Genomic DNA, 18604 nt, shown 5'->3' on the forward strand with positions numbered 1-18604 from the left:
TTGACGTAATTCTAGTCATTTACGTCGACAAAAAACAGCAACACTTTGCGTGCAGAAGTAACAGGGAGTGTTATGCATCTGAAGCAAATCATCCTCGCCTCTCTGGCGACAGCCTTGGCCGGTGGTGCCATGGCCGACCAGCTGACGCTAAAACCCGGTTATCCAGACAGCTATGTCGTCCAGAAAGGGGATACCCTCTGGGACATCTCGGGCCAATACCTGGCCGAGCCCTGGCTCTGGCCACGCCTCTGGAACATCAATCCCCAGATTGCCAATCCGCACTGGATCTACCCCGGTGACGTGCTGCAACTGAGCTGGGTCAATGGCGAGCCTCGCCTCGGCAAGGCCAGCCAGGGCGGCAAGCAGGTCATTCACTTGTCTCCCAAGAACCGCTACGAGAACAAGGCCAGCCCGATCCCGACCCTGCCACTCAGCGAGATAGGTCCCTTCCTGCAGACCGACCACATTCTGGCTGACAGCCAGCAGGTCAAGGACCTGCCCTATGTGCTCGGCAATAACGAGAAGCACGTCGGCATGCTGGAGGGGGATACCCTCTATGTGCGGGGTTCGCTGACCCCGGGCCAGGACTACGGGGTTTATCACCCGGGCGTGACCTACAAAGACAGGCAGACCGGGGAGCAGCTCGGTCAGGAGGCCGTTTTCGTCGGCACGGTGCGGGCGGAGGAGCGGCTGGCCAACGACAGCACCAGAGTCACGCTGACACGCAACAGGCGCGAGGTGTATCAGGGGGACAAGATCATCCCGCTACCGCCACAGGAGAGTCTCTCCGCCGTATTCATGCCGAAGGCGGCGCCAACCATCTCCCCCGGCTATGTGGTCGAACTGCCGAGCAAGGCGCGCGGCGGCGGCAAGTTTGATGTGGTGCTCATCAACAAGGGGCTGCGGGATCGGGTCGCCCCCGGCGATGTGCTCGAGATCCAGCGCCCGGGCGCCGAGATGGTGGACAGGGATGGCAAGGTCTCATACCGCGAATATGCCTCAGTGTATAACAAGGCCTTCTACTCGGCGGGCAAGTCAGCCCTGCCATCTGAGGCCGTCGCCAGGGTCATGCTGTTCAAGGTCTACGACAAGCTGAGTTATGGCCTCATCCTGCAGAGTCAGGAGATGGTCAGCTCGGGCTACCAGGTCACCAACTTCTGACGTGTCGCCTCCACTCGAACGGCTCGCACTGTGGCTGACGCTGGATGCGGTGACTGGCATAGGTCCTGTCACCGCATCTCGCCTGCTGGCCCACTTCGAGGGGGATATCGCCGCCCTGTTTGCCTGCGACGATGCCAGGCTTCGGGAGATGGGCCTCAGCGAGGCCCAGATCCGCGAACTCAGGTGGCCACTGCCCGAGGTAGAGCAAGGGCTGCTCTGGGCGAGCAGGCCGGGTCAGCATCTCATCTGTCCAGATACCCCCAGTTATCCCTCCCTGTTAAAAGAGATCCCCGCCGCGCCGCTGCTGCTCTATTGCCGTGGCGAGCTGGAGCCGCTGGCGTTGCCCCAGTTGGCAATGGTGGGCACGCGCCATCCCACCTATGCCGGCAAGGACAACGCGGCTCGGCTGTGCGCCGAGCTGGTGGAATGCGGCCTGGCGATCACCTCGGGGCTGGCGCTTGGCATCGATGGCGTCTGTCATCAGCAGGCGTTGACGGCCGGGGGCGTGACGCTGGCGGTGTTGGGCTCTGGTCTCGATTGCCTCTATCCGAAGCGTCATCAGGGGTTGGCCATGCAAATCCTGGAACGCGGCGGCCTGCTGATCTCCGAGCTGGCGCCGGACAAAGGGCCACTCGCCGAGCACTTCCCCCGTCGCAATCGCATCATCAGCGGGCTCTCCCTCGGTACCCTGGTGGTGGAGGCGGCCGAACAGAGTGGCTCCCTCATCACGGCCCGTTACGCGTTGGAACAGGGGCGTGAGGTGTTCGCCGTACCCGGCGCCCCGCAGAATGTGCAGGCATTGGGCTGCAACAGGCTGATCCAGCAGGGGGCCAAACTGGTCTTGACTGCGGCCGATGTCATGGAGGAACTGCCCGCCTTGGTGCCGTTGGCGAGACCGGCGAGTCATTCACCAGAGCCTTCGCATAATAGCGAATTGCCTTATGCCGATTTGTTGGATAACGTAGATTATGAAGCCACGAGCGTGGATACCGTCGCCGAACGGGCCCGGCTTCCTGTCGAACTGGTGTTGGGCAGGTTGGTAGAGCTGGAGCTGGCCGGTGCAGTGATGGCGGTAGCCGGTGGATACGTCAGAACGAGGAGGGCGAATCATGTTTGATGTATTGATGTACCTTTTCGAGACCTACATCCACAGCGATGCTGATGTGATGGTAGAGCAGGATGAACTCACCGACGAACTGAGCCGGGCCGGTTTCAATCAAGACGAGATCGAGAAGGCGCTCAACTGGCTGGAAAGGCTGGCCAATCTGCATGACAGCGAACGGGAGGTGTACGTCACCGCCAGCGCGCAAGGCTCGATGCGGATCTATGCCCCACAAGAGCTGGCCCGCCTCAGCACCGAATGCCGTGGCTTCCTGCTGTTTCTGGAGCAGGCCCAGGTGCTGAATGCCGAAACCCGCGAGATCTGCATCGAGCGCCTGCTCGAGCTGGATAAGCCGGATATCGAGCTGGATGACCTGAAGTGGGTCGTTATGATGGTGCTGTTCAACGTACCGGGCAGTGAAAATGCCTACCAGCAGATGGAAGAGCTGGTGTTTGACGAGTCAGACGGTGTCATTCACTGACAGTCCGGTGCCGCGCTGGTAGAATTCAGGCCATCTGGATTTCAAGGCGCGGCCCATGTCAAAAATCGATCATCACCTCTTTTCTGCCCACGAGAACGCGTTCGAGCGAGAGCCTTGCCCGCAGTGTGGTGCCGAGCTGGTGATCCGCCAGGGCAAGCATGGCCCCTTTCTGGGCTGCTCCGCCTATCCCGCCTGCGACTACATCCGTTCCCTGACGCCATCCGGCCGCGACATCGAGAAGGTGCTGGAAGGATCCGCCTGCCCGGATTGCGGCCAGCCGCTGGCGATCAAGAAGGGGCGTTACGGCCTGTTCGTCGGTTGCACCCAGTATCCGGCCTGTCAGCACATCGAATCCTTGCAGGAAAGCGACGACACCCAGATCCTCTGTCCCGAGTGTGGCAAGGGTCATCTGGTGAGCCGAACCTCCCGCTACGGCAAGCAGTTTTACTCCTGTGATGGCTATCCCCATTGTAAATATGTGGTTAACGACAAGCCGATCCCCATGCCTTGTCCCGAATGTGGCTGGGGCATCATGGTGGAGAAGAAAGTGAGGGGAAATCTGAGGTGGATCTGCCCGCAAAAGAAATGCGGCCATCAGAGTGAGCAGGTATAATCCCGCCGCCGTAACCAAATTGAAACGTTTTCGGCGAACTTCAACCCCCCACTTGGAGTAAGGAAATTCCCACCATGAATAAACCCTTTGTTGCCGTATTGATGGGCTCTGATTCAGATTTTCCCGTGATGCAATCCACCCTTGAAGTCCTCAAGTCGTTTGATATCACAGTGGAAGTGAAGGTCACCTCCGCGCACCGTACCCCGGCCGCGACTCATCAGTATGTCACCGATGCTGAAACCCGTGGTTGCAAGGTCTTCATCTGCGCCGCCGGGCTGGCCGCCCACCTGGCTGGCGCCGTGGCCGGCATCACCACCCGTCCCGTGATCGGGGTGCCCATCGATGGTGGCCCGCTCAAGGGGCTGGATGCATTGCTCTCCACCGTGCAGATGCCGGGTGGCGTGCCGGTGGCGACCGTGGCGATCGGCAAGGCCGGCGCCAAGAACGCCGGTTATCTGGCTGCCCAGATGCTGGCCGTGGCCGATGACGCACTGGCAGCCAGGGTACGCGCCGAGCGCCAGAAGAATGCCGAAGAGGTGATGGCCAAGGATGCCGCCCTGCAGGCTCAACTGCTCAAGTAAGCGATGAGGCGGCAGCCAGCCTGACGGGTCGTATTTTTCTGCGTTCCAGGAAAAATGAATCTGAACAAGCGGTTGCCGCTCTAGCAGGCTCAATGTCAATCAGTGATGAGGCGGTAGCTCTGCTACCGCATTTTTTCTATGCCAAACGAATTTGAACAAGCGATTGCCGCCCTCCGTGATGACGGGGTGATCGCCTACGCGACCGAGGCCGTGTTCGGCCTGGGTTGTGATCCCGATTCCGAGCTGGCCGTGCAGCGTCTGCTGGCCATCAAGCAGCGTCCGGTGGAGAAGGGGCTGATCCTGATTGCCGCCGATCTGGCGCAGGTGCAGGATTACATCGATCTGAGTCAGCTCAGTGCCGATCAGCTTGCCCGAGTACAGACTAGCTGGCCTGGTCCCTTCACCTGGATCATGCCCGCCCGTGCCACGACGCCGGCCTGGCTCACCGGCCAGTTCGATACCCTGGCGGTTCGAGTGACGGCGCATCCTCAGGTGCAGGCGCTGTGCCGTGCCTTCGGCAAGCCGCTGGTGTCGACCAGTGCCAATCTGACCGGGGAAGCGCCCGCTCGCTGCGTCGCCGACATAGGCGCGCCGCTGGCGCACCTGCTGGCCTATATCCTGCCAGGCGAAGTGGGTGAACAGGCTAATCCGTCCGAGATTAAGGACGCCAGAACCGGCGCTGTCATTCGCCCCTCTTGAGGGCATATCTTCTTTGCCAGGCCGCGAGCGGCCTCTGACTTTGGCAGCGACACCATAATAAGACGGGCGGGACAGGATCCCGCCCGACTGGAGACGAGATGAGCAAACCGGACGTGGCCCAGATCAAGGCCTTCCTACTGCAGCTGCAGGACGAGATCTGCCAGGGCCTGGAGCAGGCCGATGGGGAAGGGCGCTTCGTGGAAGACGCCTGGACCCGTGAGGGTGGTGGTGGTGGCCGTACCCGGGTGCTGCGCCAGGGCGCCGTGATTGAGCAGGGGGGCGTCAACTTCTCCCACGTTCATGGTGATGCCATGCCGGCCTCGGCGACCGCCCATAGGCCGGAGCTGGCGGGGCGCAGATTCGAGGCCATGGGGGTCTCGCTGGTGATCCACCCCCACAATCCCTATGTGCCGACCAGCCATGCCAACGTCCGCTTCTTCATCGCCGAGAAAGAGGGTGAAGAGCCCATCTGGTGGTTCGGCGGTGGCTTCGATCTGACACCGTTTTACCCCTTTGCCGAGGATGTGCTGCACTGGCATCAGGTGTCGCACGATCTCTGCCAGCCCTTTGGTGAGGAGATCTACCCCGAGTTCAAGGGGTGGTGCGATCGTTACTTCTTCCTCAAGCACCGCAATGAGACTCGTGGTGTCGGTGGCCTCTTCTTCGACGATCTGAATCGCTGGCCGTTTGACGACTGTTTCGCCTTTATGCGGGCGGTGGGCAGAGGTTACCTCGATGCCTATCTGCCGATCATCGCGCGGCGCAAGGCGCTGCCCTATGGGGAGCGGGAGCGGGAGTTCCAGCTCTATCGGCGCGGTCGTTACGTGGAGTTCAACCTGGTCTACGACCGGGGTACCCTGTTCGGGCTGCAGACCGGTGGCCGCACCGAGTCGATCCTGATGTCGATGCCGCCGCTGGCGCGCTGGGAGTACGATTGGCAACCCGAACCGGGCAGCCAGGAGGCATTGCTCTACAGCGACTATCTCACTCCCAGAAACTGGTTGTGACAAGAAGGGCCCAGGGGCCCTTTTTCGTGGCCGAAATTCGGCTTGTCCCCCGGGGGGAAAACCCGTTAAATCGGGAGACCGCCCTTCGATGGATATATTTGATGGATCGTTATCTGGTTTTTGGCCACCCGGTGCGCCACAGCAAGTCTCCCTTCATCCACACCCTGTTTGCCAGGCAGACCCAGCAGGCGCTGGAATATGGCCTGGCCGAGCCCGCAGTCGATGATTTTGCGGCCAGCCTGCAGACCTTCTTCGCCGAGGGGGGCAAGGGTTGCAACGTGACAGTGCCCTTCAAGGAGCAGGCATTCTCCCTGGTCGCTCGACTGAGCCCACGGGCCCAGCGGGCTGGGGCGGTCAACACCATCAAGCTGACCGACGACGGGGTGCTGCTCGGGGACAATACCGATGGTGCAGGCCTGGTGGCGGATCTCAAGGCCCATGGGGTGAATCTGGCCGGTAGCCGGATCTTGCTGCTCGGGGCGGGTGGGGCCGCCCGAGGGGCGCTGGCGCCCCTGCTGGCCGAGCGACCGAGTGAGCTGGTGATTGCCAACCGTACCCACGCCAAGGCCGAGCAGCTGGCCGCCGAATTCCAGGATTTGGGGGAGGTGATGGCTCAGACGTATGCGCAGTTGAGTGGTTCGTTCGATCTCATCATCAATTCCACCTCCGCCAGCCTGCAGGGGGACCTTCCCCCCTTGCCGCCGGCCATGATCCACGGCGGCGTCGCCATCTACGACATGATGTACGGTGCGGCGGATACCGCCTTCATTCACTGGGCCAAGCAACATGGCGCCCTGCACACCATGGATGGACTGGGCATGCTGGTGGAGCAGGCGGCTGAGGCGTTCACCGTGTGGCGCGGCATCCGGCCGGGGACCAAGCAGGTATTGAGAGAGCTGAAGCGTAACCTGGGGATACTGTGAGTCAGGCGCGGTGTATCGAGCGATGAGGCTGCGGGCCGATGATCGGTCTGTGCATTTCCCAACTCGGCAGCTGGGCGCCTTCCCGATGGCGCCTGGCACCATCGGTTGGAAAAGCTGGCGAGCCCGTCTATCAATCGGGCAGACGCCAGGCGGACGATATTTTCAGGGTCTTATAGCATGCAGTGGTTGAGTGAAAAGATACTTAATAACAATGCGTTATGATTTTTATTTCAATCGCCAGGCAAGATCTTCAAGTTTTTTTTCAATACAGCGGAACTTGAGTGAAATGGCGCTGACTAACTAGATAGTTGAGGAAGTGCTAGCTAGTCACCTTTATAACTCCCCGGTATTCGTACTGGGGATTTTTTTATCTATATGAAAAATAAAGTGAATTCTCTTATACGCTTTTTGTGAAACTAAATTACATAAATTACTTTCACTTTTTGCTGCTTTGCTGTACAGTTCTCGATGTAGGGTACAGAGGTAAGATGTTCTATCTTTCAGACCTTTTATTTCACGTAATTGAATGTGGCTGAATAGCAGCCCCGATGAGTCATCGTCGGGGTGTTTTTTTATGCGCCTCGTTTAGAGTAAATGCTTTAATTTGATCGATTTTTTGCTAGAATGAGATGTTTCTTGAGGAAAACCAATCGTCTTTGTTCTCGAGAATTAGCTTTTTCCCAATTTTTGAACTCATTGCTTCAGGCCAGACCGCAGACCGCAGACCGCAGACCGCAGACCGCAGACCGCAGACCGCAGACCGCAGACCGCAGACCGCAGACCGCAGACCGCAGACCGCAGACCGCAGACCGCAGACCGCAGACCGCAGACCGCAGAGTGCGGGACTGGCCTCATTTTTGCCCCTTTCCCTCCCATTGTTGTAATAAACTTTCATTTTCGTTCTTGAAGTGCCCTCGGCATGATCTCTGTCGCTGAAATAATGAAAACGCTATCAAGGCGATTGAAAGTTAATTCTCTAGGCGGTAAAACTGATTATCTATCTGATATTAAATGACTTGTTGTTTATGGTCGATCGGGGTGAGGAGGGATCTGCGAGGGGTGGCTTGAAAGTCTTTCAATCAATCAGCGGAGGGCCAACTCCGCTCATTGCAGCAAGATGAGGAGTAACTTACTCCTCGATCTGGTGGTCTTCGTCGATGTCTAGCGGAGCGATCTCGGCATTGGACAGATACCAGCCGCTCAGGGTTTGAGCCAGCTTCTCGACGCCTATGTTGTTGAGGGAAGAGAAAGCCTCGACCTGGATCTGCGGACCCAGTTCGGCCACGGCCTGGCGTACCTTGATCACCTGATTGTTACGGGGACCCGGGCTCAACTTGTCGGCCTTGGTCAGCAGCAGTATGACCGGCAGCTCACGGTGTGAGCTCCACTCCAGCATGTTCATGTCAGTTTCTTTGAGCGGGTGGCGGATATCCATCAGGATCACCAGCCCTTTCAAGGACTCGCGGCGCTGCAGGTATTCTGCCAGCGACTTTTGCCACTTGAGCTTCATTTCCAGCGGTACCTGGGCATAACCATAGCCAGGCAGGTCGACCAAACGCTTGCCCGGTTCCAGCTCGAATAGGTTGATCAGCTGGGTACGGCCCGGGGTCTTACTGGTCCGTGCCAGGTTCTTGTGTTTGGTTAAGGTATTCAATGCAGATGACTTACCGGCGTTGGAACGGCCGGCAAACGCAATCTCGACACCCCCATCATTTGGCAGGTGGCGGATGTCGGGTGCGCTGGTCACAAAATGCACCTTATTGAAATTCAGAGTTTGTGTATCCAACGTAAATTCCCCATAGAGATAGAGGGTTATAGAGTTACTTTTATGTGAAATCGTGTAAAATAGCGTCGCTTAAACGCGTTTATTTTAACATGCCTTCAGCGGCATGGGATCTGGAAGCCTAATAACGAGAAGTTGGAACGCCATGAAGAACCTAGTCATTACTCTTGCTCTGATGGTTGGCGTAACGGGGATGGCACAAGCCAAGGGCGATGCCGCTGCGGGACAAACCAAGGCTGCCGTGTGTGCGGCTTGTCATGGACCGGACGGTAACAGCCCAGTCGATATGTATCCCAAGATTGCTGGTCAGCACGCATCATATATCAAAAAACAATTAGTTGAACTGAAGGCTGCTGCTTCTGGCCAAACTGGCCGGGTTGCACCCATCATGGGACCCATGGCGTTGCCCCTGTCCGATCAGGATATGGACGACCTGGCCGCCTACTATGCCACCCAGAAGGTCACCCCGGTCGCGGTGCCGGATGACGTTGTCGCGGCAGGCAAGGCGCTCTACATGGGAGGAGACATGAGTCGTGGTCTGGCGGCCTGCACCGCTTGCCACGGACCGCGTGGCTCCGGTGTCGAGCAGGCCAAGTATCCCAGCCTGTCAGGCCAGCATCCCGCCTACATCAAGGCCCAGCTTACCGCTTTCCGTGCGGCGGCCCGTGAGAACGATCCGAACGGCATGATGCGGGACGTGGCCAAGAAGCTGACGGATCAGGATATCGAGGCGCTGTCCAAGTACGTGGCCGGTCTGCACTGATAGCACCTGCGGTTTATCTTATTGAAAAGAACGGGGAACCATTGGTTTCCCGTTTATTTTTGACCTTTAAAACCATTTACTCTAAATGGCCTGCATTGTTGTAAGAGATCTCCCATTTCCAAGCCTGGTCCGGGCTGAAACTAGTCATGGCTTTCATTATAGAAACTATAATTTTCAATATGTTGAATTAAAATTGAAGATTTATGTTCGTTTGAAAACATTCTGAGTGGATTGAGCCTTTTTGCCAAGTTGCTACAGTGGGTACATGGAGTGGCCCAGCGAGCGGATTCAGGTTCGGGAAGGCGAGACAGGGAGTCGGCTCAGCGCAAGTGATGGGCAACGAATTGAAAGACCAGGATGGTGACCGCTCGGGACGAGCGGGGCTGCGGGAGGCAACCACCCCGGATGGATGGCAGGACGTCATCGGGACGGGTCAGGCAAGCACACGCACATTCAGGATTGACCAACAAGGGTCAGGAAGACCCCAAGATATGATGCGCAGAGGTACGCCAAGGGAAAAGGCGATTCGCAGCCAGGGAATGGGACTCGCATAAGCATATCAAGGCAGCTTCGGCTGCCTTTTTTCTGTTGAGTCATTAACCCGCCCAGCCATTCTGTGTCAAAATACCAGCAACATGCCCAGAGGATGCCGATCCTGCGGTGTTCAGCGGCCAAATATGGCCGAATTGGTGCGGGATCCCACTCTTGTTCCCGATTTACTGTTCCCCGCCTCAGCATCCTCCCCGGACGAGATCCTCCCGGGCGCGGGCTTCAATCCAGATATTTCTCGGAGTCATTCATGTCGGCCAAACAACCCACCCGCAAGCCTACCGGCAAGCGCAAAGAATCAGATGCCAGTGCCATAGAAGGCCGTGAGCGCAAACGCGCCGCCAAGCGCAAGGGCTTGAAGGCAGGCTCCCGCCAGCAGGCAGAGCAGTCCAACAAGAGCGGCAGTGGCAAGCAGGCCAAGGATCCGCGCATCGGTTCTCGCAAGCCGGTCGCGCTGATCGTGGAAGAGAAGAAAACCAAGCCGGTTGCACCCAAGCTGCTGAAAGAGAAGGCGCTGCTGATGACGCCGGAGCAGGAATTTGCCGCCATCGAGAACGATGATCGCCTGAACGACCTGCTGGATCGGCTGGATACCGGCGAGACCCTGGACGCGGCCGAGCAGGCCTGGGTCGACCAGCGCGTGGATCGTTATCAGGAGCTGATGGATGAACTCGGCATCATCGACACCGATGAAGACGAAGACGACGATGGCTCCTTTGACGAAGAGTATGACGAGCCGAGCCAGCCTGCCTCCGAAGAGGAGCTGTGGGATCGCTTCAGCAAGGTCGACTATCAGCCAGAACCCAAGCCCGAGCCGAAGAAAAAGTGATGAGTGGATGGATGCTGGCCGCCCTGTTGGGTGGCCTGATCTTGCTGGGGCTGGCGGTCTACGCCGGCACCCTGCTGGCCCGCCTCAAGCGCCAGCGCGACATGCAGCTGCGTGCCATCGCGGCCCGCAATGAACGTATCCTCGACAGCGTCAGGGTTATCGCCCATGCGGTACGGGATGGTCAGTGCGACTATTCCGAGGGGGCCATCCGGCTGACCAACCTGCTGGATGCCTTGCAGATCCCGGGCGGGCGTGCCTTTGCCAGCGAGTTTCCCGGCCTGTACGACCTCTATGAGAAGGTGAAGGAGATGCCGACTCACGAGGCGAGGCGGACGCTCAAGCGCAATGAAGTGATGAGGATGGATCTCGAGCGCAGTGGCTACGAGGCCGAGCTGGAAGCGCAGATCCTCAAGGATGTGGCGCGACTGAAGGACTTTCAGTTGACTCGGTGATAACAAGAAGAAAGAGGAAGCAAGCGTGCAAGCAGAACAGATTGTGTGGGACCAGGCCCTGATCGAAAAATACAACTACAGCGGTCCGCGTTACACCTCCTATCCCACCGCGCTGGAGTTCAACGAGCGCTTCGGTTATCCGGACTTCGTTCACGCCGCCGAGCAGTATCCGGCGCGCAATCTGTCGCTCTACGTGCACATCCCTTTCTGTCACAAGCTTTGTTACTACTGCGGCTGCAACAAGGTGATCACCCGTCACCAGCACAAGGCCGATCAGTACCTCGATTTCCTCGAGCAGGAGATCAAGGCCCAGGCTCCGCTGTTCAAGCACCGGCTGGTGACCCAACTGCACTGGGGCGGCGGCACGCCCACCTATCTGGATGAAGCCCAGACTCGTCGCCTGATGGCCATGTTGCGCGAACACTTCCGGTTCGCGGACGAGGGCGAGATCAGCATAGAGGTGGATCCGCGCGAGATCGCGATCGACATGCTGAATGTGCTGCGGGAGCTGGGCTTCAACCGCATCAGCCTCGGCGTGCAGGATTTCAACAAGGCGGTCCAGGTCGCGGTCAACCGCGAGCAGGACAACGACTTCATTAGGGCCATGCTGGAGCGTGCCCGCGAGCTGGGATTCCGCTCCACCAACCTGGATCTCATCTATGGCCTGCCGCACCAGAACCGCGACAGCTTCCACCACACCCTGGAGGAAGTGCTCAAAACGGATCCGGCCCGTCTCTCCATCTTCAACTACGCTCATCTGCCGAGTCGGTTCGCCGCCCAGCACAAGCTGAAGGAAGAGGACATGCCAGCGCCTCGGGAGAAACTGGCGATGCTGCAGGACACCATCGCCTTCCTCACCGGCCAGGGCTACCAGTTCATCGGCATGGATCACTTCGCCAAGCCCGATGACGAGCTGGCGGTGGCGCAGCGCGAGGGCAAGCTGCACCGCAACTTCCAGGGTTACACCACCCAGGGGGATTGTGATCTGCTGGGGTTGGGGGTCTCCTCCATCAGCATGATCGGCGATGCCTACTCCCAGAACCAGAAAGAGCTCAAGGCCTATTACGCCCAGGTGGAAGAACTGGGTCATGCCCAGTGGAAGGGCTGCTCCCTCAATCGGGACGACCTGATCCGCCGCGAGGTGATCAAGCGCCTCATCTGCGACTTCTCCCTGAACTTCGCTGCCGTCGAGCAGGCCCATGGCCTGGTCTTCAAGGAGTACTTCGCGGAAGACCTCAAGCTGTTGCAGACCTTCGTCGACGACGGTCTGGTGCGCAGAACCGAAGAGGGTCTGGAGGTGGTCTCTACCGGTCAGCTGCTGATCCGCAACATCTGCATGTGCTTCGATGTCTACCTGCGCAACAAGGCGCGCCAGCAGCAGTTCTCCCGGGTGATCTGATCCTGTTGTATGCCCGGAACATAAAAAAACCGCCTCTCGGCGGTTTTTTTATTGGGCGCTAAGGCATGAGTCTCAGCGCTGGGCGGCGCGGGCGCTCAGTTCGGCCTTCTCGCCATCGCTGAGGAAGGCCAGGGTGAGGCCATTTTGCTGGGCAGTGCGGATCTCGCTCGCCGTCATGCCGGCGGCCGGGGCGGCCACCTCGTATTCGTGGGGCAGATCAATGCCTTCCACCGCCGGATCGTCGGTGTTGAGGCAGGCTAGCACGCCGGCGGCCAGGAACTGGCGGACTGGGTGATCGGCGAGGCTCGCCACCGTAGTGGTCTGCAGGTTCGAGGTGAGGCAGGACTCGATGCCGATGCGATGCTCCGCCAGATAGGCCATCAGGCGCGGATCCTGGATGGCCTTGACGCCGTGACCGATGCGCTCGGCGCCGAGTTCACGGATGGCCTGCCACATGCTCTCGGGCCCTGCCGCCTCACCGGCGTGCACAGTGACTCTCATGCCCGCGTCGCGCACCTTGCGGAAGTGATCGATGAACAGCTCGCCGGGGAAGCCCAGCTCGTCACCGGCCAGATCGATGGCGACCAGGTGGTCACGCTGGGCCAAACAGGCCTCCAGCTCGGCGTGACACTGTGCGGTGCCGAAGGTGCGGCTCATGATGCCGATGAGATTGGTCTTGATGCCGAAGTCGCGGCTGCCGGCGGCGACGCCGTCGATGATGGCCTCCACCACCCCCTGCGGATGCAGCTTGTGGGCCATCGCCATGTAGGCGGGGCTGAAGCGCAGTTCGGCATAGTCGATACCGGCGCGCAGCAGATCTTCCACGTTTTCATAGGCGACCCGGCGACAGGCATCGTAGTCGGCCAGCACGGCCACGCCCCAGTCCAGCTTCTTCAGGAAGGCGACCAGGCTCGGCTCGTTCTCGACGATCTGCACGTGGGGGCGCAGCGCCTCCAGCTCGTCTGCGGGCAACCGGATGTTGTGCAGGCGACCCAGCTCGAGAATGGTCTGCGGGCGGATGTTGCCATCCAGATGGCGGTGCAGGTCGGTCAGGGGGAGGGATCTGTCAATCATGGTGGCGCCTTCTGCGAGTCGGGTTGGAAAGCCTGCCATTCTAGGCAGGGCTCCTAAAAAAGATACCCCGTTTGCAAGCAAACGGGGTCTTATCGGTCGGCGATTCGTCAAGGCGTGATGGGAATCGTTTTTCCTCGGGCATCAGGGAATGTCGAGCTCCTTCAGCTTGCGAGTCAGGGTGTTGCGACCCCAACCGAGCAGGCGGGCGGCCTCCTGCTTGTGGCCGCGGGTGTGCTCCAGCGCCGTCTCCAGCATGATGCGCTCGAACTGGGGCAGTGCGTCGGCCAGGATGTCGGTTTCCCCCAGCGCCAGCTTAGCGGCCACCCAATCCTGCAGTTGCTGCTGCCAGCCACCGGACGAGGCGGGTTGGCCCGGCTCCGCCGTGCTGGTGATGGGGGTCAGCAGCTCGGGCGGCAGATCGCTCACCAGCACCTCCTGACCCGAGGCCATCACCGTCAGCCAGCGGCAGACGTTCTCCAACTGACGCACGTTGCCCGGCCAGGGCAGGCGGCTGACATAGGCCTGGGTATCCGGGTGCAGGCTCTTGGCCTCCACATTGAGCTCCTTGGCGGCCCGCAGCAGGAAGTGGTGGGCCAGCTGGGGGATGTCCTCGCGCCGCTCCTTGAGGGCCGGGATGTGGATGCGGATGACGTTGAGGCGGTGGAACAGATCCTCCCGAAACTCGCCATCGGCGACCCGCTTCTCCAGGTTCTGGTGCGTCGCCGCTATGATCCGCACGTCCACCTGTACCGGTTGATGGCCGCCGACCCGATAGAATTGGCCGTCGGCCAGCACTCGCAACAGCCGGGTCTGTACGTCCAGCGGCATGTCGCCGATCTCGTCGAGGAACAGGGTGCCGCCGTCGGCCTGCTCGAAGCGGCCGTGGCGGATGTTGTTGGCGCCGGTGAAGGCCCCCTTCTCGTGGCCGAACAATTCGGATTCGATGAGATCTTTCGGGATCGCCGCCATGTTGAGGGCGATGAAGTTCTTGTGGGCGCGCGGGCTGTGCTTGTGCAGGGCGTGGGCGACCAGCTCCTTGCCGGTGCCGCTCTGGCCGTTGATCAGCACCGAGATGCTGGAGCGGGAGAGCCGGCCGATGGCGCGGAACACCTCCTGCATGGCCGGCGCCTCACCGATGATCTCGGGGCTGTTGCCGGGCTCCTGCTGGCGTGCCTTGCGCTTGGTGCGCTGTTCCTTCAGATGGTTCTCGGCGCGTCGCACCAGGGTCACCGCCTCCTCGATGTCGAACGGCTTGGGCAGGTATTCGAAGGCCCCGCGCTGGTAGGCGTTGACTGCGCTGTCGAGGTCAGAGTGGGCGGTCATGATGATGATGGGCAGATCGGCCTGGCGGCGGTGGATCTGCTCCAGAAGGCTGAGCCCGTCGATGCCCGGCATGCGGATATCGGACAGGATCACGTCCGGCGAGCGCATCTCAAGCGAGCTCAGCAGGGCTTCGCCATCGGCAAAGCTCTCGCATTCGAAGCCTTCGCTGCCAAGGGTGCGCTCCAGGACCCACCGGATGGAGCTGTCGTCATCGACGATCCACACTTTTGCTGTCATGAGGTTCCCTTATTTGCGAAGCGGTAGATAGATAGTGAATTCGGTGTGACCTGGCCAGCTGATGCAGTCGATGCGGCCTTTGTGTTGATCGATCAGGTTCTGGGCGATGGAGAGGCCGAGACCGGTGCCGCCCTCCTTGCCGGTGATCATGGGGTAGAACAGGGTGTCGCGGATGGCATCCGGGATGCCGGGGCCGTTGTCGATGATCTTGATCTCGGCCGCCAGCCGGTAGCGCTGGCCGTGGATGGTGACCTGAAAGGCGGTACGGGTCTTGATGCGGATGAAGCCAGCCTGCTCCCCCAGCGCCTCGGCGGCATTGCGCACCATGTTGAGGAAGGCCTGCTGCATCTGATCCGGCTCCATCTCGAACTCCGGGATGCTGGGGTCGTAATCCCGCTCGATGCGGATCTGGGGCGGCAGCTCCAGATCCACCAGGCGGCGCACCTGCTCCAGCACAGAGTGCACATTGTGCATCTGGTGCCGGCCAGGGCGCTGGGGGCCGAGCAGGCGATCGACCAGCACCCGCAGCCGATCGGCCTGCTCGATGATGATGCCGGTGTATTCGCGCAGGGCCGGATCCGGCAGCTCCTTTTGCAGCAGCTGGGCCGCGCCGCGCAGGCCACCCAGCGGGTTCTTGATCTCGTGGGCCAGGCCGCGCACCAACTCCTTGGCCGCCTGTTGCTGGGCATGTTGCTGCAGCTCCTGGCTGATCTTCTTCTGCTGATCGATCTTGCGCAGTTCCACCACCATCAGCCGCTGCTCGTGGTCGGCCATGGGGCTCACGCTGATCTCGACCAGCCTGGGTTCCCCTTCCACCACCAGGGTGACTTCGCTGTCGGTGAAGCCCTGCCCCGAAATGAGGCATTGCTTGAACCGTTGCAGATCGAGGGAGATGTGCTCCAGCAGGTGGGGCAGTTCGATCCCGATCAGTCGCCGCTCGCTGAGGGAGAGCAGTTGTTCAGCCGCCGGGTTGACGAATTGAATGCAGAGCCGTTCATCCATCAGGATGACGGCAGTCAACAGGTTGTCCAAGAGGGTCTTGGCATGATCCGAGCGGGTTGGCACAGGTTTCTCCCTAAAACGGTGCTGCACACTAATGATGCACCGATATGGTGCATTGAGTTTACCCGCATCGGTGCATCACATCACCCCTAATCGGCCTTGGGGGTGGGTTTGGGAGCTGGATCTACCGTCGTTCTGTGCAGGTAAAAGGTGGCTGGTTTAGATTTAGCAAGGATCGTACCGTCTTTGGCGAGCAGCTCGAGCCGTGCCTCGTGGGCACCGCGATCGAGGTTTTCGACCCGGATGGCCAGGCTGTTATGAACGAGGGGGGCCGCCTTGCCGTTCAGGGTGAGGCGTACATCGTATTGCACCGGGACATGGGGGCTGACCTCGGCCTGAAACACCACGTTGCCGGTGTTGTCACGCAGGGTGCTGCCCGGTTCGGGGGAGAGCAGCGTAATCGCCAGTGGGCTGGCTTCCTGCGCCTTCTTGGTATCGACACCGGTCAGGCTATTGAAGTTGTCGACCTGAACCGAATGGGGGGCCGTGCCGATGAGGGGGGAGACCCGCAGATCCAGTTCCTTGGCCCGTTTGCCGGGGGGAGGGGCATCGGTGTAGTGGGTCACGCCATTGGCATCGACCCAGGAATAGACTGTGGCGGCCTGCGCGGCGCAGGGCATCAGCAGCAACAGGCCCAGCATCCATATCGGGTGTACATTTTTCATCCATCTCTCCTTGACGGTATCCTGCTTAATCCTATCAGAGAAAAAACGCTCGGACCGATTGTCGGACCCATGGGGATAAGATAAGCCGATGGGATGAAACGGGTATCGGGCCGATGGCCGGATCCATGGCGCTGTGACTCGACCAGTCAGACAAAAAACCCGCCATCTGGCGGGTTTTTTCACGATAAAACAAGCATGTCGACTTAGACGGAGTAGTACAGCTCGAACTCCAGCGGGTGCGGAGTCATGCGTACGCGGTCCACATCGTGCTGCTTCAGCTCCAGGTAGGAGTTGATGAAGTCATCGCTGAACACGCCACCACGGGTCAGGAACTCGCGGTCGGTGTCCAGTGCGGCCAGGGCTTCGTCCAGAGAGCCGGCAACGGTCGGCACTTCTGCGGCTTCTTCCGGCGGCAGGTCATACAAGTTCTTGTCCATGGCATCGCCCGGATGGATCTTGTTGATGATACCGTCCAGACCGGCCATCAGCTGGGCTGCGAAGGCCAGGTACGGGTTGGCTGCCGGATCCGGGAAGCGCACCTCGATGCGGCGGGCTTTCGGGCTCGGCACCACAGGGATACGGATGGAGGCGGAGCGGTTACGGGCAGAGTAAGCCAGCATGACCGGTGCTTCGTAACCCGGAACCAGACGCTTGTAGGAGTTGGTGGTCGGGTTGGCGAAGGCGTTGATGGCCTTGGCGTGCTTGATGATGCCGCCGATGTAGTGCAGCGCCATCTCGGACAGACCGCCGTACAGGTCGCCAGCGAACAGGTTGACGCCGTTCTTGGCCAGGGACTGGTGGCAGTGCATGCCGGAGCCGTTGTCACCGAACATGGGTTTCGGCATGAAGGTGACGGTCTTGTTGTAGGCGTGGGCCACGTTGTGGATCACGTACTTCAGAACCTGTACTTCATCGGCCTTCAGGGTGAGGGTGTTGAAGCGAGTGGCGATCTCGTTCTGACCGGCAGTGGCCACCTCGTGGTGGTGCGCCTCGACGACCTGACCCATCTCTTCCAGCACCAGACACATGGCGGCGCGGATGTCCTGGGAGGAGTCAACCGGTGCAACCGGGAAGTAACCACCCTTGACGAAGGGACGGTGACCCTTGTTGCCGTGCTCGTACTCGGTACCCGAGTTCCAGGCAGCCTCTTCGGATTCGATCTTGACGAAGCTGTGGCCCATGGTGTTGGAAAAGGTGATGTTGTCGAACATGAAGAATTCCGGTTCCGGCCCGAACAGCACGGTGTCAGCGATGCCGCTGGCTTTCAGGAAATCTTCTGCACGCTTGGAGATGGAGCGCGGGTCGCGGTCATAACCTTGCATGGTGGCCGGTTCCAGCACGTCACAGACGATGTTCAGCGTGGTCTCTTCGGTGAACGGATCCAGCTTGGCGGAGGCCGCATCCGGCATCAGCACCATGTCAGACTCGTTGATGCCCTTCCAGCCGCCGATGGAGGAGCCATCGAACATCTTGCCGTCTTCGAAGAACTCTTCGTTGACCTGGTGGGAAGGGATGGATACGTGCTGCTCTTTACCCTTGGTATCGGTAAAGCGCAGGTCAACAAACTTGACTTCGTGTTCCTGGATCAGGGCCAAAACGTTCTGGGCTGACATGCTAAGTAACCTCCGGTGTTAAAACTCTTTGGGTGAATGCGTCGTCACATTCACATAAGCCAGTATCGTGCCAAGTTTGTGACAGCTTGATTTCAGGGCATTTGCACCGTTTCAGGCTGTCGGGATACCCGCTCTCGTGCAGGGTCGCGCTTCAAAGTGGTGCAACCTTGGATCGTTTTGGTGCACCATCGTGGTGCGCCAGCACGATCAGCCCCCATCTAAGCAGGCTTTCAGCATGGGGTCTATGATCCTGATCCCCTGTTGTGCGCGAATGCACTGCAATTATGC

18 protein-coding genes are annotated in these 18604 nt (G+C 59.8%); 12 read left to right on the plus strand and 6 right to left on the minus strand.

Going from position 1 to position 18604, the window contains the following annotated elements; all coding sequences use genetic code 11:
• Nucleotides 1-72 precede the first annotated feature (72 nt).
• The 8 genes from KW821_RS18670 to aroE all read left to right on the plus strand — a co-directional run bounded on the left by KW821_RS18670 (nt 73) and on the right by aroE (nt 6567).
• Nucleotides 73-1161: a LysM peptidoglycan-binding domain-containing protein gene (locus KW821_RS18670; RefSeq protein WP_218292508.1), complete on the plus strand. Its 1089-nt coding sequence runs from the start codon at nt 73-75 to the stop codon at nt 1159-1161.
• Between the two features lies 1 nt (nt 1162).
• Nucleotides 1163-2278, plus strand: coding sequence for a DNA-processing protein DprA (dprA, locus tag KW821_RS18675; protein WP_218292509.1), 1116 nt, complete (start codon nt 1163-1165; stop codon nt 2276-2278).
• The gene (locus tag KW821_RS18680) at nt 2271-2744 is read left to right on the plus strand and encodes a DUF494 family protein (RefSeq protein ID WP_025325340.1); all 474 of its coding nucleotides are present in this window, start codon (nt 2271-2273) and stop codon (nt 2742-2744) included. Before dprA ends, KW821_RS18680 begins: the two co-directional genes overlap by 8 nt.
• 55 nt (nt 2745-2799) lie before the next feature.
• Nucleotides 2800-3357, plus strand: a complete 558-nt coding sequence (locus KW821_RS18685) for a type I DNA topoisomerase (RefSeq protein WP_218292510.1) — start codon at nt 2800-2802, stop codon at nt 3355-3357.
• A 74-nt stretch (nt 3358-3431) separates the two neighbouring features.
• On the plus strand, nt 3432-3938 hold the full coding sequence (purE, locus tag KW821_RS18690; protein ID WP_218292511.1) for a 5-(carboxyamino)imidazole ribonucleotide mutase: 507 nt from the start codon (nt 3432-3434) through the stop codon (nt 3936-3938).
• A 138-nt stretch (nt 3939-4076) separates the two neighbouring features.
• On the plus strand, nt 4077-4637 hold the full coding sequence (locus KW821_RS18695) for a Sua5/YciO/YrdC/YwlC family protein (protein WP_218292512.1): 561 nt from the start codon (nt 4077-4079) through the stop codon (nt 4635-4637).
• Nucleotides 4638-4735: 98 nt separating this feature from the next.
• Entirely contained in the window at nt 4736-5644 is a 909-nt protein-coding gene (hemF, locus tag KW821_RS18700) for an oxygen-dependent coproporphyrinogen oxidase (RefSeq protein WP_218292513.1), read from the plus strand.
• Between the two features lie 101 nt (nt 5645-5745).
• Complete coding sequence (gene aroE / locus KW821_RS18705; protein WP_218292514.1) at nt 5746-6567, plus strand: shikimate dehydrogenase; 822 nt, start codon at nt 5746-5748, stop codon at nt 6565-6567.
• A gap of 1129 nt (nt 6568-7696) precedes the next feature.
• On the opposite strand, the gene yihA is transcribed toward aroE, so the two are convergent.
• Nucleotides 7697-8353 (minus strand): ribosome biogenesis GTP-binding protein YihA/YsxC, encoded by a 657-nt coding sequence (yihA, locus tag KW821_RS18710; protein ID WP_218292515.1) that lies wholly within the window; start codon nt 8351-8353, stop codon nt 7697-7699.
• 142 nt (nt 8354-8495) lie between these two features.
• Between yihA and KW821_RS18715 the strand changes: the two genes are divergently transcribed.
• From KW821_RS18715 to hemN, 4 genes are all read left to right on the plus strand, one after another.
• Nucleotides 8496-9113 (plus strand): cytochrome c, encoded by a 618-nt coding sequence (locus KW821_RS18715; protein ID WP_218292516.1) that lies wholly within the window; start codon nt 8496-8498, stop codon nt 9111-9113.
• Between the two features lie 799 nt (nt 9114-9912).
• Nucleotides 9913-10491, plus strand: a complete 579-nt coding sequence (yihI, locus tag KW821_RS18720; protein WP_218292517.1) for a Der GTPase-activating protein YihI — start codon at nt 9913-9915, stop codon at nt 10489-10491.
• Between the two features lie 11 nt (nt 10492-10502).
• Nucleotides 10503-10943, plus strand: coding sequence for a DUF2489 domain-containing protein (locus KW821_RS18725; protein ID WP_042652904.1), 441 nt, complete (start codon nt 10503-10505; stop codon nt 10941-10943).
• Nucleotides 10944-10968: 25 nt separating this feature from the next.
• Nucleotides 10969-12342 (plus strand): oxygen-independent coproporphyrinogen III oxidase, encoded by a 1374-nt coding sequence (gene hemN, locus KW821_RS18730; RefSeq protein WP_042652903.1) that lies wholly within the window; start codon nt 10969-10971, stop codon nt 12340-12342.
• 72 nt (nt 12343-12414) lie between these two features.
• On the opposite strand, the gene add is transcribed toward hemN, so the two are convergent.
• The 5 genes from add to glnA form a co-directional block, all read right to left on the minus strand.
• Entirely contained in the window at nt 12415-13416 is a 1002-nt protein-coding gene (gene add, locus KW821_RS18735; protein WP_218292518.1) for an adenosine deaminase, read from the minus strand.
• A 141-nt stretch (nt 13417-13557) separates the two neighbouring features.
• Nucleotides 13558-14976 (minus strand): nitrogen regulation protein NR(I), encoded by a 1419-nt coding sequence (gene glnG / locus KW821_RS18740; protein ID WP_042652901.1) that lies wholly within the window; start codon nt 14974-14976, stop codon nt 13558-13560.
• 9 nt (nt 14977-14985) lie between these two features.
• Complete coding sequence (glnL, locus tag KW821_RS18745; RefSeq protein ID WP_218292519.1) at nt 14986-16041, minus strand: nitrogen regulation protein NR(II); 1056 nt, start codon at nt 16039-16041, stop codon at nt 14986-14988.
• Between the two features lie 86 nt (nt 16042-16127).
• Complete coding sequence (locus KW821_RS18750; protein ID WP_218292520.1) at nt 16128-16703, minus strand: DUF4124 domain-containing protein; 576 nt, start codon at nt 16701-16703, stop codon at nt 16128-16130.
• Between the two features lie 203 nt (nt 16704-16906).
• A complete protein-coding gene (glnA, locus tag KW821_RS18755) occupies nt 16907-18316 on the minus strand; it encodes a glutamate--ammonia ligase (protein ID WP_042652898.1) in 1410 nt (469 codons plus the stop codon).
• Nucleotides 18317-18604 lie beyond the last annotated feature (288 nt).

It is taken from the genome of Aeromonas sp. sif2416 (assembly GCF_019218665.1).
In the GTDB taxonomy this organism is placed as follows: Bacteria; Pseudomonadota; Gammaproteobacteria; order Enterobacterales; family Aeromonadaceae; genus Aeromonas; species Aeromonas encheleia.